This window comes from Pseudomonas sp. Irchel 3A18, assembly GCF_900187465.1.
Taxonomy (GTDB): domain Bacteria; phylum Pseudomonadota; class Gammaproteobacteria; order Pseudomonadales; family Pseudomonadaceae; genus Aquipseudomonas; species Aquipseudomonas cichorii.
The window spans coordinates 80,799-105,420 of the sequence record NZ_FYDI01000003.1 but is presented as its reverse complement, the minus strand read 5'-3'; the positions used below and the strand labels follow the sequence as shown (position 1 = coordinate 105,420).

The 24,622-nt window shown below is 58.9% G+C and carries 17 protein-coding genes; 14 read left to right on the top strand and 3 right to left on the bottom strand.

The window, feature by feature from the left end; genetic code table 11:
• The first annotated feature begins 192 nt into the window (after positions 1 to 192).
• From waaF to CKW23_RS06140, 7 genes are read left to right on the top strand one after another with little or no spacing between them, the layout of a single operon-like run.
• Positions 193 to 1,227: a lipopolysaccharide heptosyltransferase II gene (gene waaF / locus CKW23_RS06170; protein WP_095067242.1), complete on the top strand. Its 1,035-nt coding sequence runs from the start codon at positions 193 to 195 to the stop codon at positions 1,225 to 1,227.
• Between the two features lie 2 nt (positions 1,228 to 1,229).
• Positions 1,230 to 2,294 (top strand): lipopolysaccharide heptosyltransferase I, encoded by a 1,065-nt coding sequence (waaC, locus tag CKW23_RS06165; RefSeq protein ID WP_025258250.1) that lies wholly within the window; start codon positions 1,230 to 1,232, stop codon positions 2,292 to 2,294.
• Complete coding sequence (locus CKW23_RS06160; RefSeq protein ID WP_025258251.1) at positions 2,294 to 3,418, top strand: glycosyltransferase family 4 protein; 1,125 nt, start codon at positions 2,294 to 2,296, stop codon at positions 3,416 to 3,418. The genes waaC and CKW23_RS06160 overlap by 1 nt, the downstream gene beginning before the upstream one ends.
• A complete protein-coding gene (gene rfaP, locus CKW23_RS06155) occupies positions 3,415 to 4,221 on the top strand; it encodes a lipopolysaccharide core heptose(I) kinase RfaP (protein ID WP_095067241.1) in 807 nt (268 codons plus the stop codon). Before CKW23_RS06160 ends, rfaP begins: the two co-directional genes overlap by 4 nt.
• Complete coding sequence (locus CKW23_RS06150) at positions 4,221 to 4,955, top strand: lipopolysaccharide kinase InaA family protein (RefSeq protein WP_025258253.1); 735 nt, start codon at positions 4,221 to 4,223, stop codon at positions 4,953 to 4,955. The genes rfaP and CKW23_RS06150 overlap by 1 nt, the downstream gene beginning before the upstream one ends.
• A complete protein-coding gene (locus CKW23_RS06145; protein WP_025258254.1) occupies positions 4,952 to 5,731 on the top strand; it encodes a lipopolysaccharide kinase InaA family protein in 780 nt (259 codons plus the stop codon). Before CKW23_RS06150 ends, CKW23_RS06145 begins: the two co-directional genes overlap by 4 nt.
• Positions 5,731 to 7,164 (top strand): lipopolysaccharide kinase InaA family protein, encoded by a 1,434-nt coding sequence (locus tag CKW23_RS06140; RefSeq protein ID WP_038399738.1) that lies wholly within the window; start codon positions 5,731 to 5,733, stop codon positions 7,162 to 7,164. The genes CKW23_RS06145 and CKW23_RS06140 overlap by 1 nt, the downstream gene beginning before the upstream one ends.
• Before the next feature lie 115 nt (positions 7,165 to 7,279).
• Here CKW23_RS06140 and CKW23_RS06135 read toward each other — a convergent pair whose 3' ends face one another.
• Positions 7,280 to 13,372 carry a membrane-targeted effector domain-containing toxin gene (locus CKW23_RS06135; RefSeq protein WP_095067240.1) on the bottom strand — a complete coding sequence of 2,031 codons (6,093 nt, stop codon included), beginning with the start codon at positions 13,370 to 13,372 and terminating at the stop codon, positions 7,280 to 7,282.
• A 321-nt stretch (positions 13,373 to 13,693) separates the two neighbouring features.
• Here CKW23_RS06135 and CKW23_RS06130 point away from each other — a divergent pair, with 321 nt between their 5' ends.
• The 3 genes from CKW23_RS06130 to CKW23_RS06120 are packed head-to-tail and all read left to right on the top strand — an operon-like array spanning position 13,694 to position 17,293.
• Entirely contained in the window at positions 13,694 to 15,448 is a 1,755-nt protein-coding gene (locus CKW23_RS06130) for a carbamoyltransferase (RefSeq protein ID WP_025258256.1), read from the top strand.
• On the top strand, positions 15,441 to 16,337 hold the full coding sequence (locus CKW23_RS06125; RefSeq protein WP_095067239.1) for a glycosyltransferase family A protein: 897 nt from the start codon (positions 15,441 to 15,443) through the stop codon (positions 16,335 to 16,337). The genes CKW23_RS06130 and CKW23_RS06125 overlap by 8 nt, the downstream gene beginning before the upstream one ends.
• The gene (locus CKW23_RS06120; protein ID WP_025258258.1) at positions 16,337 to 17,293 is read left to right on the top strand and encodes a glycosyltransferase; all 957 of its coding nucleotides are present in this window, start codon (positions 16,337 to 16,339) and stop codon (positions 17,291 to 17,293) included. The genes CKW23_RS06125 and CKW23_RS06120 overlap by 1 nt, the downstream gene beginning before the upstream one ends.
• A gap of 15 nt (positions 17,294 to 17,308) precedes the next feature.
• On the opposite strand, the gene CKW23_RS06115 is transcribed toward CKW23_RS06120, so the two are convergent.
• On the bottom strand, positions 17,309 to 17,902 hold the full coding sequence (locus CKW23_RS06115) for a lipopolysaccharide kinase InaA family protein (RefSeq protein WP_236249395.1): 594 nt from the start codon (positions 17,900 to 17,902) through the stop codon (positions 17,309 to 17,311).
• A 57-nt stretch (positions 17,903 to 17,959) separates the two neighbouring features.
• On the opposite strand from CKW23_RS06115, the gene msbA reads away from it, so the two are divergent.
• The 4 genes from msbA (at position 17,960) to hldE (ending at position 23,577) form a co-directional block, all read left to right on the top strand.
• Positions 17,960 to 19,747: a lipid A export permease/ATP-binding protein MsbA gene (msbA, locus tag CKW23_RS06110; protein ID WP_025258260.1), complete on the top strand. Its 1,788-nt coding sequence runs from the start codon at positions 17,960 to 17,962 to the stop codon at positions 19,745 to 19,747.
• On the top strand, positions 19,747 to 20,643 hold the full coding sequence (locus CKW23_RS06105) for a GNAT family N-acetyltransferase (protein WP_025258261.1): 897 nt from the start codon (positions 19,747 to 19,749) through the stop codon (positions 20,641 to 20,643). Before msbA ends, CKW23_RS06105 begins: the two co-directional genes overlap by 1 nt.
• Positions 20,644 to 20,657: 14 nt before the next feature.
• Positions 20,658 to 22,085, top strand: coding sequence for a PIG-L deacetylase family protein (locus CKW23_RS06100; RefSeq protein WP_025258262.1), 1,428 nt, complete (start codon positions 20,658 to 20,660; stop codon positions 22,083 to 22,085).
• Positions 22,086 to 22,155: 70 nt separating this feature from the next.
• A complete protein-coding gene (gene hldE / locus CKW23_RS06095; protein ID WP_025258263.1) occupies positions 22,156 to 23,577 on the top strand; it encodes a bifunctional D-glycero-beta-D-manno-heptose-7-phosphate kinase/D-glycero-beta-D-manno-heptose 1-phosphate adenylyltransferase HldE in 1,422 nt (473 codons plus the stop codon).
• Positions 23,578 to 23,642: 65 nt separating this feature from the next.
• Here the strand turns inward: hldE and CKW23_RS06090 are convergent, their stop codons facing one another.
• Positions 23,643 to 24,605: a hypothetical protein gene (locus CKW23_RS06090; protein ID WP_025258264.1), complete on the bottom strand. Its 963-nt coding sequence runs from the start codon at positions 24,603 to 24,605 to the stop codon at positions 23,643 to 23,645.
• Positions 24,606 to 24,622: the final 17 nt, after the last annotated feature.

Below are 24,622 nucleotides of genomic sequence, written 5' to 3'. Positions count from 1 at the left end.
TAGGAGCGGATTCATCCGCGAAGAGACCGGTACGATCAATACAGAATGTGTCGTCAGGTAATATCTTCGCGAATGAATTCGCTCCTACGGTTTATCGAACGCTATATATAGATAGCTATGACAGGGAGGCGTCAGGTTGTGTGGGAAGGTCACGCAACCTGACAAGCCTCCCTGGCTGTTTTTGGATCGAGCATGAAAATTTTGATCGTTGGGCCTAGCTGGGTCGGTGACATGGTGATGGCGCAGACGCTGTTCCAGTGTCTGAAGCAGCGTCATCCTGAGTGCGAAATCGATGTGCTGGCTCCGGAGTGGAGCCGTCCGCTTCTGGAGCGCATGCCTGAAGTGCGTGCCGCCCTGAGCTTTCCGCTGGGGCATGGCGCGCTGGAGCTGTCGACCCGACGCCGGATCGGCAAATCCCTGGCCGGCCAGTACGATCAGGCCATCCTGCTGCCCAACTCGCTCAAGTCCGCGCTGGTGCCTTTCTTTGCGGGCATTCCCAAGCGCACCGGCTGGCGTGGCGAGTTCCGCTATGGCCTGCTCAATGACGTGCGGATTCTGGACAAACAGCGCTATCCACTGATGATCGAGCGTTTCATGGCCATGGCGTTCGACAAGGACGCAGAGTTGCCGCGCCCTTATCCGAAGCCAAGCCTGCAAATCGACACCGCTGTTCGTGATGCCGCGTTGGCCAAGTTCGGCCTGACGCTGGACCGACCGGTGCTGGCGCTATGCCCGGGTGCCGAGTTCGGTGAGTCCAAGCGCTGGCCGTCCGAGCATTACGCACAGGTGGCCGAGTCCCGGATTCGTGAAGGCTGGCAAGTCTGGCTGTTCGGCTCGAAGAAGGATCATCCGGTCGGCGAGAGCATTCGCGACTATCTGATCCCCGGCCTGCGTGAAGAGGCGGTCAACCTCAGCGGTGAAACTTCATTGGCCGAGGCCATTGATCTGTTGTCTTGTGCTGATGCCGTGGTGTCCAACGACTCCGGGCTGATGCACGTGGCGGCTGCGCTGAATCGTCCGCTGGTGGCGGTCTACGGCTCTACATCGCCCGGTTTCACGCCGCCTCTGGCCGATGAGGTCGAGATCGTGCAACTGGGGATCGAATGCAGCCCCTGTTTCGAGCGCACATGCCGTTTTGGTCACTACAACTGCATGCGCCTGCTTGAGCCGAACTCCGTGGTCCAGGCATTGGGCCGTCTGGGCGGCACCCCGGTGGAGGTCGCCTGACTTTGCGGGTATTGCTGATAAAGACTTCTTCGCTGGGCGACGTGATTCACGCTTTGCCAGCGTTGACCGATGCGGCGCAGGCTCTGCCGGGCATTCAGTTCGACTGGGTGGTGGAAGAAGGCTTCGCCGAAATTCCGACCTGGCACCCGGCGGTGGACAAGGTGATTCCGGTGGCGATCCGTCGCTGGCGCAAGAACCTGTGGCAGACCTTCAAGACCGGTGAGTGGCAGGGTTTCAAGCAGCGTCTGCGCGAGACACATTACGACGTGGTCATTGATGCCCAAGGCCTGTTCAAGAGCGCCTGGCTGACCCGTTACGTCAACGCTCCGGTTGCTGGCCTGGACAAACACTCGGCACGCGAGCCCATTGCCAGCCGTTTCTACGACCGGCCTTACCCGGTGGCACGTGGGCAGCACGCGGTTGAGCGGTTGCGGCAGTTGTTCGCTCAGGCTCTGGGCTATGAACTGCCTGCGGGCCTTGGCAATTATGGCCTCAAGCGTCTGTCGGCACTGGATGAAACGCTTGAGGCGCCATTCGTGCTGTTTCTGCATGGCACCACCTGGGCAACCAAGCACTGGCCCGAGCATTATTGGCGGCAACTGGCGGAGCTGATGGCTGCGCGAGGCCTGAACGTGCGCCTGCCATGGGGCAACCCGGCTGAAAAGGCCCGCGCCGAGCGTATCGCCGAAGGCCTGGGCAATGCGCAGGTCTTGCCGAAGCTGAATCTGGCGGGCGTTGCCCGTGTACTGGCCAGTGCCCAGGCCTGCGTGGCGGTGGATACCGGCATCGGTCATCTGGCTGCGGCGCTGGATGTTCCGACCATTTCCCTGTTCGGGCCGACCAATCCGGGCCTGACCGGCGCCTACGGCAAGTCCCAGGTGCATCTGGCCGGTGATTACCCGGCATGTGCCCCTTGCCTGCAAAAGAAATGTACTTATCAACCGACGGCTGACGATCAGTTGCGGTTCGACCTGAAACGCGAGTGGCCCATGTGCTTCACTCGCTTGAATCCCGAGCGGGTAGCGAGCCAGTTGGGCGCGCTGTTGCTGGCAAAGGAGCACAACTGATGCAACTGGCTTTCGTACTCTACAAATATTTCCCGTTCGGCGGCCTGCAACGCGACTTCATGCGTATTGCGCTGGAGTGCCAGGAGCGCGGGCATCAGATTCGCGTCTACACCCTGATCTGGGAAGGCGATGTGCCGCCTGGCTTCGAGGTGCTGGTCGCGCCGGTCAAGGCGTTCTTCAACCATCGGCGCAATGAAAAGCTCAGCGCCTGGATGGAAGCGGACCTGGCCAAGCGCCCGGTGGATCGCTTGATCGGCTTCAACAAGATGCCCGGTCTGGACGTGTATTACGCCGCCGACGCCTGTTTCGAGGACAAGGCGCAGAACCTGCGTAACTCCCTGTACCGCAAATGGGGCCGTTATCGCCATTTTGCCGGGTACGAGCGGGCGGTATTCGCCAGAGAGGCGAAAACCCAGGTGCTGATGATTTCCGAAGTGCAGCAGCCGCTGTTCATCAAGTATTACGACACGCCATTGTCGCGCTTCCACCTGCTGCCGCCGGGTATTTCCCAGGACCGCCGTGCGCCACCCGATGCGCCCGAGATTCGCGCCGGGTTTCGCAAGGAATTCGGGCTGGCTGACGACGAGCTGCTGCTGGTCCAGATCGGTTCGGGCTTCAAGACCAAGGGCGTGGACCGCAGCCTCAAGGCGCTGGCCGCCTTGCCTGCCGAACTTAAAAAACGCACTCGCCTGTTTGTAATCGGCCAGGACGACCCCAAAGTATTCCAGTTGCAAAGCGCAGCACTGGGGCTGGGCGAACAGGTGACCTTCATGAAAGGGCGTAGCGATATTCCGCGTTTCCTGCTCGGCGCCGACCTGCTGATTCATCCGGCGTATAACGAGAACACTGGCACTGTGCTGCTTGAAGCGCTGGTGGCTGGCCTGCCAGTGCTGGTCAGTGCGGTCTGTGGGTATGCTCATTACATTGCCGAGGCCGACAGCGGTCTGGTGCTGGATGACCCGTTCGATCAGGCGCAGCTCAACCGTTATCTGGTCAAGATGCTCGAAGACGATGCAGCGCGTCGCACCTGGGGCTCGAATGGTCTGGCGTTCGCCGATACGGCGGACCTTTACAGCATGCCGCAGCACGCTGCCGATGTGATTCTGGCGGAGCCCCCTCAATGAAGCTGTTCCTCGCTGAACCGTTCAAGAGCCGATGGGCCGGGCGAGATGCATTCGTCGAGGTCGAGGCTCTGGAAGGGCAGGTCTATCGCGAGCTGGAAGGCCGTCGCACATTGCGCACCGAAGTCGATGGGCGAGGCTATTTCGTCAAGATTCACCGTGGCATCGGCTGGGGTGAAATCGCCAAGAATCTGGTGACCGCCAAGCTGCCGGTACTGGGCGCAGGCAAGGAGTGGGACGCGATAGCGCGTCTCAAGGAAGTCGGCGTGCCGACCATGACCGCCGTGGCCTATGGCGAGCGTGGCAGCAATCCGGCTGCTCAGCACTCGTTCATCGTTACCGAAGAACTGGCACCCACCGAAAGCCTGGAAGATGTCAGCATCAACTGGCGCAACGAGCCGCCCGAGCCGCGCCTGAAGCGGGCCTTCATCGCCGAAGTCGCACGTATGGTCGGGATGATGCATCGGGCTGGTGTAAACCATCGGGACTGCTACATCTGCCACTTCCTGCTGCACACCGACAAGCCGGTGACGGCCGACGACTTCAAATTGTCGGTCATCGACCTGCATCGTGCCCAGACCCGTCGCGCAATCACGCCGCGCTGGCGTAACAAGGACCTGGCCGCGCTGTATTTCTCGGCGCTGGACATCGGCCTGACCAAGCGCGACAAATTGCGTTTTCTCAAGGGGTACTTCCAGAAGCCTTTGCGCGAAGTGCTGGTTCGGGAAGCCTCATTGCTGCGTTGGCTGGATAAAAAGGCGGACAAGTTGTATCAGCGTAAATTGCGTTACGGAGATGCGCTCTGATGGCGGGTTGGAATCTTGAGCCGGAATACGCCTTTCTGGCTGAGGACTTCGGCAGTCTGGACGCGGTTTTTGCCTTGCAGGGCGAACAGCTGACCAGCGATCTGCTCTCCGAAGTGATTCGCGTGGCGCGTGGCGGAGTGACCTATTACGTCAAGCGCTACACCGGCGCAGGTAAAGGCCTGCGCCGCTATCTGGGCCGCCCTAGGGTCAAGTCCGAATGGCAGAACCTCAAACGCTTCGCCAAATGGGGAATCCCGACTGCGGATGTAGTGGCCTGGGGCCTGGAGCGCAAGGGCGCGGCCTATGATCGTGGCGCGCTCATCACCCGCGAGTTGCCTCGTACCGAAGACCTGTCCGAACTGGCGCGGCATAAAGACGCGCGGCTGGCGGATCGTGCCTGGGTCGATGTCATCAGCCGGCAGCTGGCGCGTTGCACCCGGGTCATGCACGACCAGCATTTCACTCATAACGATTTGAAGTGGCGCAACCTGCTGGTCGACGACGAGTCCAGGCTGTTTTTCATCGATTGCCCCAACGGTGCGTTCTGGTGGAGCTTCATGCTCCGCTATCGGATTACCAAGGATCTGGCCTGCCTGGACAAGGTCGCCAAATACCATTTATCCGCGACCCAGCGACTGCGCTTCTATTTGCAGTACCGTCAGCGGGATCGTTTGAATGCTTCCGACAAGAAGCGCATTCGCCACATCGTCAGTTTTTTCGAGGGGCGTGAATGAGCGTTTTCATTGCCGATGCCGACCGTGCCCTGCTTGAGCGCCATGGTCTGGCTGATTTTCAGTCGCTGTGGAATATAAAGCTCGATGCCGTCGATGAGCCCAATACCGGGCGTGGTGGCTGGAGCAGCGTGTTTCGTCTGGAGCTGGAAGGTCAGGGCTTTTACCTGAAGCGTCAGAGCAATTACCTGACCCATACGCTGCATCATCCATTGGGTGAACCATCGTTCTCCCGCGAATTCCGCAATATCAGCCGCTATAAAAAGCTGGGTATCCCGGCATTGCAGGCGGTGTTCTATGGCGAGAGCAAGGTCGATGGCGAGCGCCGGGCGATTCTGATGACCCGCGCACTGGACGGCTGGACTGATCTGTACGTTTTGCTTGAGCAATGGTCCAGTCTGGACGCCAGTCAGCACACCGCCATCATCAAGGCCTGTGGGCAACTGGCTCGCACCCTGCACCGGGCCGGGCAGGTTCACGGCTGTTTCTATCCCAAGCATATTTTCCTCCAGGCTCGTGGCGATGCTTATGTGGCGCAACTGATCGATCTGGAGAAAACCCGCCCGGTCTTCTTTGGCAAGCGTGATCTGATCAAGGATCTGGAGCCCTTGCTGCGTCGTGCCACGGCATGGGGGGCCGACGAGTTGCGCGTGCTGCTGGCCGCTTATCTGCAGGCGGCCCCCGACAGCGCACAGGTCAATGCCTGGTGTCTGCGCCTGGGCCAGCGTGGTCAACACAAGCGGGACGTACATCACCGCGACAACAAAGAGGCGCGCTGATGCGTTTGTCTGAACTCAAGAATGCCGGACGCACACCTGAGCTGCCCCTGAACGTGACCCTGGCCGATGCCATTGGCCCGGCCGATCTGCAACTCTTGACGCTATTGCGGGTGCTGCCGGGTCAACGCTATGTCGGCGCGGGTGTCTGGCGCGGTCGTACGGTGTTGGCGAAGCTGCTGGTGGGCAATAAGGCTGCCCGGCATTTCCAGCGTGAGCTGGATGGCGTCCGCTTGCTGGCCGAACAAGGTTTGACCACGCCTCTGCTACTGGCCGATGGCTTGCATGAAGGCGAGGGCGGCTGGTTATTGTTCGAGTTTCTGGATAACGCCCAGAGCCTGGGTGATGCCTGGAGTCAGGTTGAGAACCTGCCGCCGCTGGCCGATGAGCAACAGCTTGTGCTGGGGGAAGCCCTATCAGCCATTGCCCAACTGCATGCCAAAGGCCTGTGGCAGGAAGACCTGCATCTGGACAACCTGCTGCGCCATAGCGGCCAGTTGTACCTGATTGACGGCGCTGGCATTCGTGTCGAAGAGGCAGGCAAGCCGTTATCCCGTCAGGCCGTGCTGGAAAACCTTGGCGTGTTTTTCGCCCAGTTGCCCAAGGCACTGGAGCCGTTTACCGAAGAACTGCTGGTTCATTATCTGTTGAGCAACGCCGAACATGCCTTGCCCATGGAAGCCCTGCAAAAGCAGATCGACAAGGTGCGTAGCTGGCGCTTGAAGGATTACCTGAACAAGACCGGGCGTGATTGCAGCCTGTTCAGCGTCGAAGACACGGCTTCGCAATTCCGGGCGATCCGCCGCGAAGACGAGTCTGCCCTGTTGCCCGTTCTGGAGCAGGCCGACGCCTTGCTCGACAAAGGCCATCTGTACAAGACCGGCGGCGCGGCTACTGTAGGTCGGGTTGAGGTCAATGGCCGCACACTGCTCATCAAACGCTACAACATCAAGAACTTCGCCCACTGGCTCAAACGTTTCTGGCGTCCGAGCCGTGCCTGGCATTCCTGGCGTGAAGCCAATCGCCTGGAGTTCCTGGGGATCGCCACGCCCAGACCGCTGGCGGTGCTGGAACAGCGTGTACTGGGCTTGCGCCGCAAGGCGTATCTGGTCACCGAATTCCTGTCGGGGCCGGATATCATCAAACGGTTCGCGCCTTACGTTGAGTCAGGTGATGTGCCGGAAAATGAACTGCTGGCACTGGACCTGCTCTTCGAGCAACTGATCCGCGAACGCATCAGCCATGGCGACTTCAAGGGCCATAACCTGTTCTGGCATCAAGACCGCTGGGCCTTGATCGATCTGGACGCCATGCAGCAACACAGCTCCCAGTCGTCGTTTGCAGCCGCATATGCCCGCGACCGGGCGCGCTTCATACGTAACTGGCCCGCAGGAAGTGCACTGCACCAGTTGCTGGAGCAGCGCTTGCCTGGATAGGGAGTGTCTGTCATGTATGGCCTATTCGCTCCGGTGAAGATCGATGTGGTTTTTCATCCTTGAGTATCGACCTTCTCAGGGCGAACAGGCCTTGGCTTGTTCGCCCTGCCATCGATCAGGTCACGTGCATCAGGTTCAGTTCCTCAAGTGCCGCCACCAGCGCAAACATGTTGTTGTAAGGCGTCAGGTGGGCGTTGGTCCAGGTAGGGCGGTCGATGTAGAGCTTGCCTTCGGCATTGACCTGTATCGGCGTGCGGTGAATGAAGGTGTCCCGTGATCGGTGGACGATGGTTTGCAGGCCGTCCTCCGATTCTTCGATCAGGAACATTCCGGGCCGGGTCAGTCGCTGTTCGACGGGCAGCGTTTGCACAGGGCGTATGACGATGCCCTGGGTTGCTCCCGGGATTTCCATTTCCACCAGATAATCGCTTTTGATCGGCACGGTTTCAGGGATCAGGCCGCGTCTGATCCTGTCGCCCGGATCGGCTATCACGCCTCTGGATTGTCCGGGCGGGGTATCGATAACGCGCAGGCCGATCCCGGCTTCCAGTTCGGCGATGCCCGGTATGATCTGCTGGTAGGTGTTGGCGTGGGTGTTGCCCACCAGAGCGATCCATTTGTGCGAGCCCATGACTTCCTGGTGTTTGCGAATGGTGAGGTGCGCAAAGTAATTCATCATTTGCTGACGAGTGGTGGGTGCTTCTCCCAGGATGCCCTTGAGGTGGTAGCTCGCCGAGCAGTCGATCGCACGGATCTCCACGCCATTCTGCTGGGCCTTGAGTACTAATTGCTCGAAGGTATAGATCCTGTTCGGGTCGGTATAGTGTCCTCTGTCGAGCCTTTTCAGGTCATGCAGCAGGGTCTTGCTCATTTGCCCGGTCTCGAAAAACCGGTCCAGATCCGCCTGGTGCAGATCAGCCAGCAAATGCTCCAGGTACAGCGTCTTGACCTTCTGCTGCGACAGCAATGGCAGGTTGTCGATAATCAGCTTTTTGCTGGCCACTGAAGAGTGAGACTCGCCAATCACCACGCCATCGGTGTGCTGGTACAGCGTCTGTAGAAAGTCCGGCAATGGAGCCTTTGGCTCTACGTTAGGCATTTTCGGGCGCACAGGCAGTTCGATGGCTGCAATATTTCGGGCATCGGCTTGCAGCTTGGCGCGCACCTGGAAAAACTTTCCCCGTACCGCGCTCAGCTCCGGGTCCATGAAAAAGTAATGCTGATCCAGCCCTTTATGCTCGAAGTTCGCCAACTGATACAGGGTGCTTCTGTTCTCCAGCGGGACTTCGTACGTGGCATCTGCCAGCGACTTCTGAATGGCGCTCGATGGACTGTTGGGCGTCCAGTGATCGGGCTCTATACGCAACCAGCCCTTGGTGTCACCCCAGTGAAAACCGTATTCGCCCGACCAGAGTTTTGGGTTCTCGATGCTTTTCCTGTTGCCCAGTTCCTTGAACAGAGCCATGTCCAGCAGGGTGCTCTCGGGTAATGTTTTTGCGGGGGGGATGGTCAACGGGTTGGCGAACTCTATCGTGAAGTCGCAACGGGCTGCCGAGTCTGCTGACGCTGAGCCTGCAGTGGTTTTGATCCGTGTCGGGCTGCCGCTCGCAACGTCCTGGATATGAACGCTGGGCACGCCTTGAAGCTCGGCAATACCAGGAATCTGGCCATGGGTGGTTGCCAGCTTTTCATCCAGAAGGGCGATCCAGCGTCTTGATGGCTCACTCGCCACGTCGCTGCTGATGAGTTTATGACCAAAGAAATTGCTCATTTTCTGGCTGGCCGCTGTATCGCCTGCGGCAGCCGTTACGGGGTGTCGGATGAGCGGATAGCTGATCGAAGAGCTGAACGGGCGCACTTCGATGCCATGCCTGTGGGCGATCTTGATCAGGTGGTAATAGTCGTACTCTGTTGTCTGGTTATTCAGGGCCTTGTCGTTGAGGTATTCCAGATGCTCCTTGATTTCATGGGAGCCGGAGCGGGTCTTCTTGCCCAGTTGGCGATAGCGGGCAAGTTTTGGCAGATGTTTGTCAGTGAACATATGCTCGATGTACAGAATCTCGACCCGTTCCTTGGCCAGAAGAGGCATGTTCTGGATAAGCAGGCGCTTGCTGGCGACCGACTTGGGCGCTTCGCTCAGGACCAGGCCGCTGTTGTGTGCCAGCAGGCTCTCGAACAGCGTGTCGAGGCTTGCCCCGGACTCAAGCGTCGGTAATGAAGGACGCGCAGGCAATGATGGCGCGCTGAAAAAGGCATGGGCATCGTGGTAGAGCTTTTCCCTGAGCACGGTGAATCTCAGACGCATCTCCATGAAGTAGGTTTCAAAGTATTGCATCATGCCCAGCCCGCTCGGGTCATAGCCCTCCCCGCTGATAATGAGCTCCATATGGGGTTGCATCTGTGCCGGCAACTCGTAATCGCCAGGCGTCGTGCCTGTGCCGGTGGCTTCTGCTTCAGGCAACGGTCTGTAGTTCTGCGGGCTGTCCCGTCCGCCGCCTCGTAACTGCTGACGGTCAGCGAGCTGCCATTTGCCCTGTTCATCCAGTCGTACCGGTTGTTTGCCGAAAAAGGCGAACGGGTTTTGCGGATCGATGATCTGCCAGCAGTGAATCTGTGTGTCGTATTGCACCTCGAAGGTCTTGCCGGACAGTTCGATGTACTGCTTGCCATTGACTGTGCAGACGCCTTTGGCATGACCGTCGCCGATACGCGGCACGTTGTTCAATGAAAGACGGACTTCAAACCCGTCGTGCACGCCTGCTGGAGAGGGTGTTGCAGCATCGAGCGGCTGCCATGTGCCGCTGCCGGGTCTGATGAATTGTCCGGTGCTGCCTGCCTCGGTCGGAGAGCCGCTGACATTGCGCAGGACCGGGAAGTAACCGTTGGTGTCCGGTTTGCCGACCAGAAGGGCTTCGTCGTTCAGTTTTATGGGAAACAGGTCTTCGTAGCGGGGTAACGAGGGCACACGTTTCACCGGGCGTAGAGCCGAATCGGGTGAAGGTGGCGGACCGACTTGGCGTACCACGCTGCCGAAACCCTTGAGGCCTGAATGCAGATCACCTGCCGCGCCGAAGCTGTTGAGCATGGCGGTCAGTATGTAGGCGCTGGCGGTTTCGCTATCGCCGTCACGCAAGGACTGGAGCGCTCGAACTGTGTCATGCAGGGACAGCAAGGCACCTACGGCAAAGCTGGCAGGTGGAAAGGGCAGGGTGACAATGGTGGCTATCACTTCGATGCTGACCCAGATCAGCCTGGCCAGCATGTCATTGCGCCCGGTGGTGGTTTCTTTCACATCCCGCAGTTTGCGCAGGATCGGGCGATTGAAGCAGGTGTCGGCGAAGTCGGAAATGGGTTCTCTGGGTAGAAAAGGTGCTTTGTTGGCGTTGCCCTTTTGCATGTCTCTCAGGAAGAACGACAGGGCCTTGCGTGATTTGAGGCGGCAGCGGTCCTTGTAGTAGTCGATCATGCCCGGTGTGCCGAGTGACTCGGTGAAGCTGCTGAACAGACGGAACTCTATGCCGTCCGGTGCCCGTGGCGTATAGAGAAGCGCCGCCTGCCTGATGGACATGGGGAGAATGGCCACACAACCTTGCACGGTTTCGACATGGATCAGGTTGGTGTCGGAGATGACCAGTTGATTGATGCCTCCCAGTCCGGAGGCAATAAAGGGTTTATCCACATGGATCTGCAATGGATACAGCGGGTATTGCTCGCGGATCCGCGGTTCGCTCACATGGGCGTGATCGATAGAGTCCATTAGCCATTGATGCTGCGTCGGGCTGATATGCCCCTTGAGCAGGCTGCGCAAGGCCGCCGCTTTCATCTGTAGCTGGGTCATCAGCAGGCTGGTCTTGCGCCGGTATTCATAACCCTGCGAGTTCGGGTTGAGCAGGGTGCTGTTCACCAGAGCGATATAGTCGTCGGCCAGCCATTGATTGCGTACCGACTCGGCGACTTTCTCCGGCGACAGCGCGTTGAGGTTCACGCCTTGCGGGCCGCTGAAGGTCGCCTGAGTGTCGGCGGTGCTGCGAATGATGCCGATGCTGTCGTCATAGCCATTGAGCAGCATGTCGGTGTAGGAGAGGGTTTCGCGTTCGCTGCGGATCACGACCATGTCGGGGTCTATGCTGCCGGCCGGTACACCGAGCAGTTTGCCGATCTGCTTGCTGGCCCGTTCATGCACATAGGCTTTGAATGGCTGCATGTGGGTGTGGGGTTGGGCGTCGTAATTCTTGCGTGCGCCGTTGGCAGCGTCTTCCAGGGCTACCAGTTCCTGGCGCTGTGCGAGGCTGGCTTTTCGATACCAGTCAGGGGTGTGGCGCTCCTGCTCGGACAGCGCCACGCGAATATGCTGCTCGGCAAGGATGCGCAGGCCCGCGTCAAAGTTCGACAGGTTGACCAGCCCAAGGAAGTCCGCCGAGGGGTAAGGTTTGAGCTTCAATGCAGCCAGTTGTTCTGCCAGTGCAGCGCGAGCCGTAACCTCGATCTGTTTGAGCAGGTAGTCGCACAACGGGGCCGAACCGGCCCAGCCGACCAGCTCATTGCGCAGTTGGGTTTCATTGTCAAAGGCCCAGAAGCACTGAGGTTGCGCAGTATCGACCGCGACCAGAATCAGGCGCTCCAACTGGCCGGTTGCCGTTTCCTGGCGAATGACCAGCAGCTTGCTCAGTATCTGGCGGTTCAGCTTGACCTGCTGGACGATCAGCCGAGAGTCCGTTGGGGACTGTTCCGGGTTCGTCACGGCTTCGACCGTTGTGAAGTCCTCGGGCCGGATATGGCCCTGCATTTTCGCTGCGTACGCCAGGGAGCTTATCTGGCGGCGGGTCAGAAGCACCATGACTTGCTGGTTGTATTCCTTGTGGTACTCGGTTTGCTGAAAGGCAGCAAAACTCAGTCGCAGGTCAAGTTCGTCGATGAGCTTTGCCAGATAGGCCGGAGTCAGGGAGGCGTAATCTGTTGCCAACGGTACGTCTTCAAGGCTGAAGGTCGTATGTTCGAGAAATTCAGAACCCTGCTTGCGGTCACCAGGGTGCAGGCCGTACAGGGCCAGTTCTGTCAGTGAACGGGTCAGCGTGTAGGGGGCGCCTGTCACGGGAAGGGTGCGCTGAGTGGTTGCCTTGACGGCGCTCGGGTCCAGGTCGTAACCCAGGTCGTTGGCCAGTCGGGTGCGCAGTTGTGTCTTGGCAAACTGCTCCGGTGAAGCTGCCGCATTCAGTGCACTGATCGTGACTGCGCGAGCCTGATCATACTGTTGCAGACGCTCGGCATAGGCGTTGCGATCCTCCTGGCTGGCCATCTTGATCCAGTCCGGCAGGCTGCGGCGGTAGCGTCTCTCCAGTGAAGCCAGCTCGCGCAGTTCCAGCATGGCGGCGGGACCGAACAGGCCGCGCATGCCGATGGCCGCCTGGATAAGCGTCCGGCGTTTTGTTCTGTCATCGATTGCTGTCAGTGCGCAGGCGTAGCGGACATCTGCATACTGTTTATCCAGCAGCCTGTTCATGGCATAGGCGTAGGGCGCGCCAACGATGGGCTTGAGCAGCAGGTCGTTGGCCGTGAAGGGTTCGAGATGCAGATCGGGATCGTTGTCGATGGCTGTCAGCACGTCCTGATAGCGCTGCTCGAAGCAATTGAACAGCGCATCTTTCAACGTCGGATCATTGAGCCAGTTGGCGAGGGTTTCGCGCATCTCTGTCTGGCTGCTGAAGCCTGTGGCTCCAATACCGGGCAAGACCAGCAGGGTATGCCCCTGTTCCCGGGACATCACCAGTGCACCCGCCACTTCGGCCTGTTCGTTTTCCTGAAGCTGCACCTGCAAGGCAAAGTTTCTGGCGGGAACTGTCTGGGGGTTATCCGACCGACGGCGCGAGGCGGGCAGGCACGCAATATAGTGCGCGGCGAGATCGCGCTCGTGGATCTTGATGCTCAGTTCGTCTCGCAGAGCTTGTTGCATGCCGGTCAGAAATTTCTCGTAGCGGGTTCCGTCGGATGCACTGGGTGCGTCCCAGTAGTCATTGATACGCTGCAACAGGCGGACGGTTTCCTGCTCTTGCCGTGAGGCGTCCGCATCCAGCAGGTCGTCATCGACTGCTGGAAGTGCGTTGAGATCAGTGAGCAGACTGGCGCTCAGCTCAGCGAGCCTTTTGAGGGCGGCCGAAGCCGCAGGCAAGGTATCGTCGGGGAACCCGGTTGAAGGGGGCAATGTTTCCATGTGTCTACTTTCCGTTGAGCACTTCAAGCGCTGAGGTTTGATTGAGGGCCGTCGGGCCGACTGTGATGGGGCCCAATCAATCAGAAACAGTGCGCAGCGGGGGTGTAGATAATTATTGGATGCCGGATATGGGGTAGCCATTCAGCGCTTTTTCGTGATGGCACCTGGCTGTATATTCCGATCGGCTTTCAGTCCCCGAGCCAAATCCCCGGTCATTACGCTATAATCGCGCGCTTTAGCTGTCCCTGGCCCGCAGTGCGGGGGGCACACCTTTTCTCGGGCGCGACGCGCCTGCATGCAGACTAAAGAGGCTAGACCCTAGTGGCATTGACGATCCTTGGCCTGTCCGGCGCCCTTAGCCATGATCCTTCCGCAGCGCTTTATATCGACGGCAAGCTGATTGCGGCGGCTGAAGAAGAGCGTTTCGTTCGCGACAAACATGCAAAGAACCGCATGCCCTACGAGTCGGCGAAGTTCTGTCTGGAACAGGCAGGCATCAAGCCTTCGGACGTCGATGTGGTCGCGATTCCGTTCGCGCCGATCAGCCTGTTCGGCAAGGCTCGCTGGCACTATGCCAAGCGTTACTGGTACGCACCTGACCGCGCACTCGATGCACTGTTGATGGGCAACCGCCGCTACAAGCGCTACCGCAACAAGATTGTCTGGTGCCTTGAGCAATTGGGCTTCGATCCGAAAAAGATCAAGATCGAGCCGGTCGAGCACCACCTGGCCCACGCTTCCAGCGCTTACCACTGCTCCGGTTTCAAGGAAAAAACCGCGATCATGGGTATCGACGGCAAGGGTGAGTACGCCACGACCTTCTTCGGCTATGGCGAAAACGGCAAGATTCACAAGATCAAGGAATTCTTCGATCCGGACTCCCTCGGCGGCCTGTATGGCGCTATCACCGAGTTCCTCGGCTTCGAGATGCTCGACGGCGAGTTCAAGGTCATGGGCATGGCTCCGTATGGCGATGCCAGCAAGTATGACTTCTCGCGTCTGGCGACCTTTGAAAACGGCGAGTTGGTGATCAACACCGAACTGGCCAACGTCATCGGCCTGCGTCGCTATAAAGAGAACGGCAAGGGCTTCTACTTCTCGCCGAAACTGATCGAGTGGCTGGGTCCGAAGCGTGTGGGCGATGTGGCCGATGAGCCTTACATCCACTACGCCGCCAGCATGCAGGCGCTGTTCGAGAAACTGGCGCTGCAAATGATGGATCACTACCTGGGTGACATCCTCAAGGAAACCGGCAAGATCGCCTTCGCGGGCGGCTGTGCGCTGAACGTGAAGCTGAACCAGCGCATCATTGCCCGTCCGGAAGTGAAAGAACTGTTTGTCCAGCCTGCCTCCGGCGACGCCGGTACGGCAGTCGGCGCAGCCGCGTACGTGTCTCACGCCCGTGGCGTGCCGGTCGAGAAGATGGAGCACGTCTACCTCGGCCCGGCCTACAGCAACGAAGACGTGATCGCAGCCTGCGCCCGTCATCCGGACAAGCCAGTCTGGCGTCAGATCGAAAACACGCCTGAGCGCATCGCGAAAATCATGGTCGAAGGCAATCCGGTGGCGTGGTTCCAGGGTCGCATGGAGTTTGGTCCGCGTGCCCTGGGTGGTCGTTCGATCATCGGTTGCCCAAGCATTCCGGGTGTTGCCAACCGCATCAACGAACAGATCAAGTTCCGCGAGCGCTGGAGGCCTTTCTGCCCGTCGATGCTCGACACCGTGGCACCGCAGATGATCACCATCGATCATCCTGCGCCGTTCATGACCTTCACCTTTGAAGTGGCTGAAGAGTGGAAGACCCGTGTGCCGGAAGTCGTTCACGAAGACGGCACGTCCCGTGCCCAGGTGCTCAAGCGCGAATACAACCCGCGCTACTACGACATGATGAAGGCACTGGAAAACCTGACGGGCAACGGTGTGTCGCTCAACACCTCGCTTAACCGTCGTGGCGAGCCGATGATCTGCTCGCCCACCGATGCGCTGAACATGTTCTTCGGGTCGGATCTGCAGTACCTGATCATGGAAGACATTCTGGTGGTCAAAGACGGCGTGGATACGTACGAGAATGCCTGAGCCACTGATCAGCGTCGTCATCCCGGCTTACAACTATGCCTCGTTGTTGCCGCGAGCGATTGATTCGGTGCTGTCTCAGTTGGCAGATGATGTTGAGCTGGTGGTCGTCAATGATGGTTCCACCGACGACACCCGGCAGGTGCTCGATGACTATCAGGCTCGCCACGCAAGTGGCTTGACCGTGGTTCATCAGGCCAATGCCGGTGCGGCTGCTGCGCGTAACCATGGCGTTCGTCTGGCTCGGGGCCGCTATGCCCTGATGCTGGATGCCGATGACGAATTGTTGCCGGATGCCCTGGCCGCGTTGCGCAAGGCCGTGACGGATAATCCTGACGTCGGGCTGGTGCTGGGTGGGCAGGTTTCTGTCTACCCGGACGGGCGTGAGCGGGTCCGCCAGCCGACGCCGGCCCAAGGCAGCCCGGAGCAGTTGATTCGCCGGTATCTGTTGCAGAAGAAAATCGCGATTTCCCATTGCTGCACCCTGTTGCGGCGGGATCTTCTGCTCCAGCGTCCTTATCCGCAAAGCCTGCGCTCGGGCGAGGATATTCCGGTGTTTGCCTACGTTCTGGTCAGCGCACCTGTTGCGCTGGTGCAGCAGCCGATCGCGCGTATCTACAAGCACGCCGACAGCCTGCGCCATAGCCGTGCCGACGAAGAAAGTGTGGCCACAGGGCTGATCAAGGAAGTATTCGCACACCTGCCGGACGAGTGCCGTGTTCTTCTGCCTCGCTATTCTGCTCAGGTCTATCTCTCGTTGTTTCGCGCCGCTCAACTGGCTGGCGATTACTCCGTGGCGCGTCGCTATTACCTGCGTGCTCTTCGTTTCAGTCCCTTGCAGGCACTGAAGTGGAGTTACGTGCGCAAGGCGCTCAAGTTCGGGAAGCGCTGATGCGCATTCTGGTCCTGACCTGCACGCCGAGAGAGCCCGATAACCGCCAGCTATGGCAGGGCCTCAAGCGCTTTGGCGATGTGGAAGTGCGCTACGTCGATCGCGAGCAGCACAAGCAGTTGGGCCGTGTCTTGAGCGGGATCGATTTCTCGCTCTATGACCGCGTTGTGGTCGATCTGCTCTTTCGCTACCTGTGCAGGCAGGCTCGCCAGCTCAAGCGTATTTCAGGGCTGCTGATCTACGAGGAAGATGCCTGTCAGGAGTTCATTTCCGGCTCGCGGTGGCAGGGGAAGTTTTCCGCTTTCTATCGCAGGATACCCAACGCCAGGGTGATCATGACCGGCTTTCGAGTCGCCGAGCGCTTTCGTGAAATGGGCGTCGATGCCCACTTTCTGGCCAAGGGCTATAACTCTTCCTCGTTATACGTCAGTGGCATCGAGCGTGATATCGAGCTGGGATTCATCGGTCGTCTGGGCAGCGATACGTACCGTGAGCGGAGGGATTTCCTGCAACGTGCCGTTGAGCGCTATCAGCTTGAGCTCATGCGAACAGCGCCCGGCGACGAGTACCGTGAAGCGCTCAATCGCATCCGGGTATTTGTCAGTGCGGATATCGGGCTTGGCGAATACATGGCGAAGAACTTCGAGGCCATGGCTTGCGGCTGTGTATTGCTGGCTTACCGCCAGGGGCAGGGCGAAGAGCAGGCGATCGGCCTGGAGGATGGCGTCAATGCCATGCTCTACGACAATGAGCAGGAGTTTTCGGAAAAGCTGGCACTGTTACGCAGTGACCCCGCGCTGCTTGCCCGTGTCGGGGAGCAGGGGCTGCTTTTTGCGCAGCAGTATCTTGATTACTTCAAGCAGTCCGAAGTCGTTTTTCGGCACCTTTCGCAGGACTTCCCGGCGCCTGACGTCATGAGCCTCTTTGACCGGCTGATGTTCAAGCTCGGAAGATAATCGCTCCGGCTTTTCTCAGGCTCTTGCCTGATTCGCTGCCACTTCATAAGCACGCATGAGCTCATCCCACGGGAAGTCGGAAATCTTGCTGCGTCGCAGGTAATTCTGCAGATGCTGGAAGTTGCGTCTTACCATCGACTTGCTGAGCGGCTTTCTCTTGAAACGGGTGTCGAGGAAGTCGATCAGGCCAAAACCCTGGTCGGGCGTACGCAGCACATTGCCCAGATGCAACGAACGGAAATAGATGCCTCGTTGATGCAGGAAGTGGATGTAGCGGGCAAGTTCAGGCAGCAGGTTCATGAAAGTCTCGAACGACTGCTTGTAGAGCGAGTCCAGAGGCGTGCCGGGCAAAGGTTGATACAGGCATGCGCTGATCCCTTTGGAAGGCTCGACCCAGAACACATCGTTGACCTGCGGCGTATTGATGCCGCGCTCGCGCAGGCGGCAGCTTTGCTGATAGAAACGTTGAGCATCGGGGTTCAAACGAACCAGAAACGGATGGCGCCTGCTGCGAAAAATCTTCAATAGCTCACCGCTGGCAAGGCTGATGACCTTGGGGCCATGGCTGTCTTTTTCCAGAACGGTCCCTTCGGTTAGCCAATCTTGCATTTGGTTCGCTGTTACAATGCGCATCTGTCTCTCTTATGAATGGTACGGGGCGCTTTAATGGCCAGTTCTACCCAGCAGTCAAGCATGAAAATCTATCTGAGATTGTTGAAATACGTGGTCCCCTACTGGAGGTCGTTTGCCGTAAGTATCATCGGCTTTCTTCTGTTTGCCTCCAGTCAGCCCATGCTGGCCGACATGCTCAAACACTTTCTCAATGCCCTGCAGGAGCCGGATGGCAGCAAATTTCTTGGCGTGTCGCTGATTCTCGGGGTACCGCTGCTGATTGTACTCATTGCGGTCTACCAAGGCATAGGCTCATTTTTGGGTAACTATTACCTGGCAAAAGTGGCTCGCGGCGTCGTTCATGACCTGCGTTGCTCCTTGTTCGACAACCTGCTGACTCTGCCAAACCGTTATTTCGATAACCATAATTCGGGCCATTTGATTTCACGTATCACCTACAACGTGACCATGGTCACAGGTGCGGCCACCGATGCAATCAAAGTGGTGATTCGTGAAGGGTTCACGGTTGTATTCCTGATCGGTTACCTGCTGTACAGCAACTGGAAAATGACCCTCGTCATGCTGGCCATCCTGCCGATCATCGCGGTCATGGTCAGCAGCGCCAGCAAGAAATTTCGCAAGCAAAGCAAGAAAATCCAGGAAGCGATGGGCGACGTTACCCATGTCGCTTCAGAGGCGATTCAGGGGTATCGGGTTGTACGCAGTTTCGGTGGAGAAACCTACGAGAAGCAGCGTTTTCAGGATGCCAGCGCCAGCAACATGAACCGCAGCCTCGGCATGACCCGCACGCAGTCCATCTACACGCCCATGTTGCAGTTGGTCATTTATGTGGCGATGGCGATTCTGATGTATCTGGTGCTGTACATGCGTGGCGATGCTTCTGCTGGTGAACTGATCGCTTACATCACTGCGGCAGGCTTGCTGCCAAAGCCGATTCGTCAGCTTTCGGAAGTGAGTGCGACCATCCAGAAAGGCCTGGCGGCTGCCGAAAACATTTTCGAGCAACTGGACGAAGAGCCTGAAGTGGACAGCGGCACATGCGAACAGGAACATGTTTCCGGTCGTCTGGAAGTGCGTAACCTGACGTTCGCCTACCCGAATGTCGAAACGCCTGTACTCAAGGATATTTCCTTCACTGCCGAGCCGGGGCAGATGGTCGCGCTGGTGGGGCGCTCGGGTAGCGGGAAATCCACACTGGCCAACCTGATTCCGCGTTTCTATCACCACAGCGAAGGGCAGATCCTTCTTGATGGTGTCGATGTCGAAGATTACAAACTGAACAATCTGCGCCAGCACATCGCGCTGGTGAACCAGCAGGTCACCTTGTTCAACGATACCGTCACCAACAACATCGCCTACGGTGATCTTGCCGGTGCGCCCATCGAAGATGTGCAAAAGGCCGCCGAAGCCGCCTATGCCGCCGAGTTCATCGTACAGATGCCTCAGGGCTACGAGACGCTGGTGGGCGAGAACGGTGTCCTGCTTTCCGGCGGGCAGCGTCAGCGTCTGGCGATTGCTCGTGCGTTGCTCAAGAATGCGCCACTGCTGATCCTCGACGAAGCGACCTCGGCTCTCGATACCGAATCCGAGCGCCATATCCAGGCTGCACTGGATGAAGTGGTCAAGGGGCGCACGACACTGGTCATTGCTCACCGCCTGACGACCATTGAAAAGGCCGATCTGATCCTGGTCATGGACCGTGGGCAGATTGTCGAGCGCGGTACCCATGAGCAATTGCTTGCTCTCAATGGTTACTACGCACGTCTTCACGAGAAGGATTTCAAGGAAGAAAGCGAGGGCGTTACAGGAGGCGCCCTTTGATTCTCGGGCATCTTCGCAGTTGGCGTGAGCGTGGCTGGACCCCTGTTGATGCAAGCGAGTATGCCCGGATCTGGGAGCGTTATGGTGGCAGTGTTGCCACCCATCCTCAGGTCATAGAACGGTTGTCATCGCTGGTCGGCATCCCCGTGCGCTACCTGGCCGTAGTGCGTGACGGCCAGGCGATTGCAGGGCTGCCAGCCTGGGGGCGTCATATTGCTCTTTCGCGTGATGTCACCAAGCGCAAGGGATTGCGTGGCATGTTCGATCTGGGCAACTCCGAGATCATCCTGCCCGTGGCGGCAGATTGCAGCGTGCCAGTGCGCCATCGCATGCGTTATGTCTCGGAACTCAACAGCGGCCGGATCGGCAACCTGCGCCTTCAGTCCGAAGGCTTGGCGATGGCTCGTCGCCCCGAGGAATACAGCAAGAAGTTTCGTTATAACCAGCGTCGCGAGCAGCGCTTGCTAGAGGAGGCTGGCGGGCTGATTCGCCCGATGAATGAGCTGACCTCCGCGGAACAGGCTTCGATCTACGCAGACCTGTTTCACAAGCGCTGGGGGTTCGACGTGCCCGGCAAGGATCATCTGACCGAAGTCTTTTCCCTGTTGCGGGAATTCATGACGGGGTCGGTTGTATACATGGCCGACCGCCCTGCGGCCATACAGGTGCTGTACCGTGTCGAAGCTCCTGAATGGGTGAGTCTCGAGTACGTCAATGGCGGCGTCGATCCGCAGTTCAATGAACTGAGCCCCGGCAGTGTCCTGAGTTTCGTGAACACCCAGACGCAATGGGAGTACGCCGATTCTCTGGGCAAGCCACTGCGTTATTCGTTTGGTCGCGCAGACCGGGAATACAAAAGCCGCTGGTGTAACACTCACCCGGTGTATCAGATTTAAAGAAGAGGGCTGCCATGAGCGGGCGTAAGGACGAGTTGCTGAAGCGCCACAGGCGACGTAAGCGTTACCTGGCTGTTTCAGTGCTGATTGCATTGGTGCTGGTGGGTGTTCTTGTTACATGGTGGGTGCCGCCCGTGCTTGTGCTTCTGGCCTGGGTGGCTCACGAGGCCTGGTTTGCAGATCACCTGTTCTACGAGCCTGACAGTGACTATTGCTACGACTTTCCGGACAGCGCCCGGGTCGTCGAAGCCGGGTTGCGCAACGGCACGCTGGAACTGCCGGCCGGAGCATCGCTGTCAGGCAGCGACACCCTGATTCTGGCTGTTGAACTCAAGGCCAACTGGCTGGGGCGCTGGCTTGATCCTTATGTGCAGGTGGGCAACGATCGTCAGGATTTCGAGCGCGGGGTCGCAGGCAGGCGCTATCTGAACCTGACAGGCCAGGAAGCGGCATTGATGCAAGGGACGCTTTCACTTGTCCCGCACCGCTGCAAGGCTGTTGGCTCGTTCACGCTCTATGCCATGAGCAATCCCGATTACAGCGCTCAATCGCTTCTGGTGCTGGCCCCTCATGCCGATGATGCAGAACTTGCGGCCTTCGGTCTTTACAGTCGCGCACCTGACGCCGCGATCATGACCCTGACCCAGGGCGAGATAGAAGCCGAGAGCTACCGTCGCTTTGGTCTCGACGCTGAACAGTCTGCGGTGCTCAAGGGACGTCTGCGGACCTGGGACAGTCTGGCTGTGCCTTTGTGGGGCGGTGTGGCGCAGGATCATTGTGTACAGTTGGGTTATTACTGTTTGCGTCTGCCTGAAATGCAGGCGCAGCCCACCGTGCCGTTCGGCTCCCGCGAGTCAGGGGAGAGCGATATCCGTCTCTGGCGCCAGGCTTCGGCCTTTGCCTTACCTTCCGAAGCTGACGGGCTGGCGACCTGGACCAACCTGGTGGCTGACATTGTGCGTGTTCTGGAGCATTTCAGACCGCAAGTGGTTGTCACGCCGCATCTGGAGCTGGATCCTCACCGTGACCATGTCGCCGCGACCGAGGCCTTGCTGCAGGCCATCGAGTTGAGCGAGTGGCGACCCAGTACATTGCTGTTGTATGCCAATCACCTGCATGACAATGACCGCTGGCCCATGGGGCCGGCAGATTACGGTATAGCCCTGCCACCGGCGACGGCTGCGATGAAGCCTCTGGCTGTCTGCAGTATCCTTCTGGATGGCGCTCAACGCATGGACAAGGCAATGGCCCTGGCCATGCAGCATGACCTGCAGGATCCGCTGCCTTTCAAGAAGCAGGTCCGGCGGTGGATTCAGCAGTTGTTGGCTGGCAGGCGCTGGCCTGTTACAGGTAGTAACGAGTTTTTCCGCAAGGCTGTACGGCGCCATGAGCTGTTCTGGGTGCAGGATGTCAAACCTCGCACCAGCGCTGAAAAGGTATAGCTGCTTGCTGGCGTCTTGAGCCAAATTGGCTATGTTATGATCCGCGTCGTTTTTTGCCCCTGGAGTTTCCATGAAGTTGTCCATGCCCCGTTTCGATCAAGCGCCTGTCCTTGTGGTCGGCGATGTCATGCTCGACCGGTACTGGCATGGTGGTACCTCACGGATCTCTCCTGAGGCGCCTGTGCCGGTCGTCAAGGTCGATCAGATTGAAGACCGTCCCGGCGGTGCTGCCAACGTTGCGTTGAACATCGCCGCCCTGGGTGCACCTGCCGCGCTGGTCGGTGTGACCGGCGAAGACGAAGCTGCCGAAAGCCTGGCCAACAGCCTGAAGGCTGCCGGTGTGCGTGCGCACTTCCAGCGCATTGCCCATCAGCCGACCATCGTCAAACTGCGGGTCATGAGCCGTCACCAGCAATTGCTGCGCATCGACTTTGAAGAACCCTTCATGACCGACGCCCTGGCCTTGAGCGTGGAAGTCGATACCCTGCTCGATGGCATCAAGGTGCTGGTACTTTCCGATTACGGCAAAGGCGCGCTGAAAAACCATCAGGTGCTGATCAAGGCTGCGCGTGATCGAGGCATTCCGGTGCTGGCCGATCCCAAGGGCAAGGACTTTGCCATCTACCGGGGTGCGAGCCTGATTACCCCGAACCTGAGTGAGTTTGAAGCCATCGTCGGCCATTGTGTCGACGAGAGCGATTTGGTCGCCAAGGGCGCGAAACTGATGAGCGAACTGGAGCTGGGCGCGTTGCTGGTCACCCGTGGCGAGCACGGCATGACCCTGCTGCGTCTTGACCATCCACCTTTGCATCTGCCGGCCCGAGCCCGTGAAGTATTCGATGTGACCGGTGCTGGCGATACGGTCATTTCCACACTGGCGGCTGCCATTGCTGCTGGCGAAGACCTGCCTCATGCCGTGGCTCTGGCGAATCTGGCGGCAGGTATTGTCGTCGGCAAGCTGGGTACCGCAGCGATCAGCGCTCCGGAACTGCGTCGTGCCATTCAGCGTGAAGAAGGCTCCGAGCGTGGTGTTCTGGGGTTGGAGCAACTGCTGCTGGCCATTGACGACGCTCGGGCCCACCAGGAGAAGATCGTCTTCACCAACGGCTGTTTCGACATCCTGCATGCAGGCCATGTGACCTACCTGGAGCAGGCCCGCGCCCAGGGTGATCGGCTGATCGTCGCAATCAATGACGATGCTTCCGTCAGCCGCCTCAAAGGGCCGGGTCGTCCGATCAACAGCGTTGACCGACGCATGGCCGTTCTGGCCGGTCTGGGCGCTGTGGACTGGGTGATCAGCTTCCCTGAAGGCACTCCGGAAAACCTGCTGCGCCACGTCAAACCGGACGTGCTGGTCAAGGGAGGCGACTACGGAATCGATCAGGTGGTCGGCGCTGAAATCGTCCAGGCCTATGGTGGTGAAGTGAAAGTGCTGGGGCTGGTGGAAAACAGCTCGACCACAGCCATTGTCGAGAAAATCCGCGGTCAGTGACGCGGACCACCGGTAGAAGCTAACTCATTCGCGAAGGGGCATTTCGCGAATGAATTCGCTACGGTTTATTTACTCAGGCTCTTGCGCGCCATTTGCAGCAACTCTTTGGCCTTGCCGGTCAGGTTATTGAGGCTGCTCTTTCTGGGCAGTGGCGTCAGGCCTTGTTGCCGGAGCCAGTCCTTCCAGCGAATCCGCTCTTCATGCACCACCCAGCCATCCTGGGCGGCGAAGCTTTCTGCCAGGTACAAGCCGCGTGTGCTGACCGGTGCCAGCTTGTCCTGCTTGAGGGTATAAAGCTCGGGCAGCGGCACACCGTTTTCCAGCGGCATCAGATACAGGTCGGGCTTGCTGCGATTGAGGCGGGCGACCAGTTGCTCTTTTTCCAGGGTTTCATCCACATGAAACAGGCTCAGAGGGCGTGCTTCCTTGGGAATCTCCAGGCGCATGTCGTAGATCAGTTGCAGTGACGCGGTCGGTAAATGCACGTAAGCACGCGGGCGCTCGATCAGGGTCATGCTGCCGCAACGCACCGGCCGCGCTGCGCCCGACAGAGAACTCAGGCGAAAAGGCATGGCTTCGCGATAATGCAGCGCTGCGGCATAAGGCGCCGGCAACCAGGTGTCGTTGAAGCGCCCGCTCAGCCAGCCCTGAGGCGTTTCGATCAGGCACTCTTCAGCGACTTCCTGAATGGCGGTGTGCAGGGGCAGGGTGATTTCGTGAGCCGGGACATAGCCGGAAATCAGCTTGAGAACCACATCGCCACGGTCCTGGCGCCGTTGCCTGACCAGCACCCAGTAATCGCGATTCTGCCAGTTCAGGGTCAGCCGTATCGACACGCCCAGGTTGGCCAGCTCCGTGGCGAAGCGCTCGTTGTCCGGGACTTCGATCTTGCGGCGACGCTGCAAGGTCTGGGAAAAATTCAACGGCATCCCGACGCTCTGATAACTCAGGCTATCGGGAGTGGCTTCGACAAATAACGGCAGGGTCTTGAAGTCGCTGGGGTTTTTCCGGATCAGGGTTCGCGGCATATCGGCTCCTTCTTGCG

What these genes read in the sequence shown, in the direction of transcription:
- rfaP (WP_095067241.1), top strand. Translation starts at nt 3,415, where the DNA reads ATGAAGCTGTTCCTCGCTGAACCGTTCAAGAGCCGATGGGCCGGGCGA.
- CKW23_RS06150 (WP_025258253.1), top strand. Translation starts at nt 4,221, where the DNA reads ATGGCGGGTTGGAATCTTGAGCCGGAATACGCCTTTCTGGCTGAGGAC.
- CKW23_RS06140 (WP_038399738.1), top strand. Translation starts at nt 5,731, where the DNA reads ATGCGTTTGTCTGAACTCAAGAATGCCGGACGCACACCTGAGCTGCCC.
- CKW23_RS06120 (WP_025258258.1), top strand. Translation starts at nt 16,337, where the DNA reads ATGCGCATTCTGGTCCTGACCTGCACGCCGAGAGAGCCCGATAACCGC.
- waaF (WP_095067242.1), top strand. Translation starts at nt 193, where the DNA reads ATGAAAATTTTGATCGTTGGGCCTAGCTGGGTCGGTGACATGGTGATG.
- hldE (WP_025258263.1), top strand. Translation starts at nt 22,156, where the DNA reads ATGAAGTTGTCCATGCCCCGTTTCGATCAAGCGCCTGTCCTTGTGGTC.
- CKW23_RS06090 (WP_025258264.1), bottom strand. Translation starts at nt 24,605, where the DNA reads ATGCCGCGAACCCTGATCCGGAAAAACCCCAGCGACTTCAAGACCCTG.
- msbA (WP_025258260.1), top strand. Translation starts at nt 17,960, where the DNA reads ATGGCCAGTTCTACCCAGCAGTCAAGCATGAAAATCTATCTGAGATTG.
- CKW23_RS06160 (WP_025258251.1), top strand. Translation starts at nt 2,294, where the DNA reads ATGCAACTGGCTTTCGTACTCTACAAATATTTCCCGTTCGGCGGCCTG.
- CKW23_RS06100 (WP_025258262.1), top strand. Translation starts at nt 20,658, where the DNA reads ATGAGCGGGCGTAAGGACGAGTTGCTGAAGCGCCACAGGCGACGTAAG.
- CKW23_RS06135 (WP_095067240.1), bottom strand. Translation starts at nt 13,372, where the DNA reads ATGGAAACATTGCCCCCTTCAACCGGGTTCCCCGACGATACCTTGCCT.
- CKW23_RS06145 (WP_025258254.1), top strand. Translation starts at nt 4,952, where the DNA reads ATGAGCGTTTTCATTGCCGATGCCGACCGTGCCCTGCTTGAGCGCCAT.
- CKW23_RS06115 (WP_236249395.1), bottom strand. Translation starts at nt 17,902, where the DNA reads ATGCAAGATTGGCTAACCGAAGGGACCGTTCTGGAAAAAGACAGCCAT.
- CKW23_RS06125 (WP_095067239.1), top strand. Translation starts at nt 15,441, where the DNA reads ATGCCTGAGCCACTGATCAGCGTCGTCATCCCGGCTTACAACTATGCC.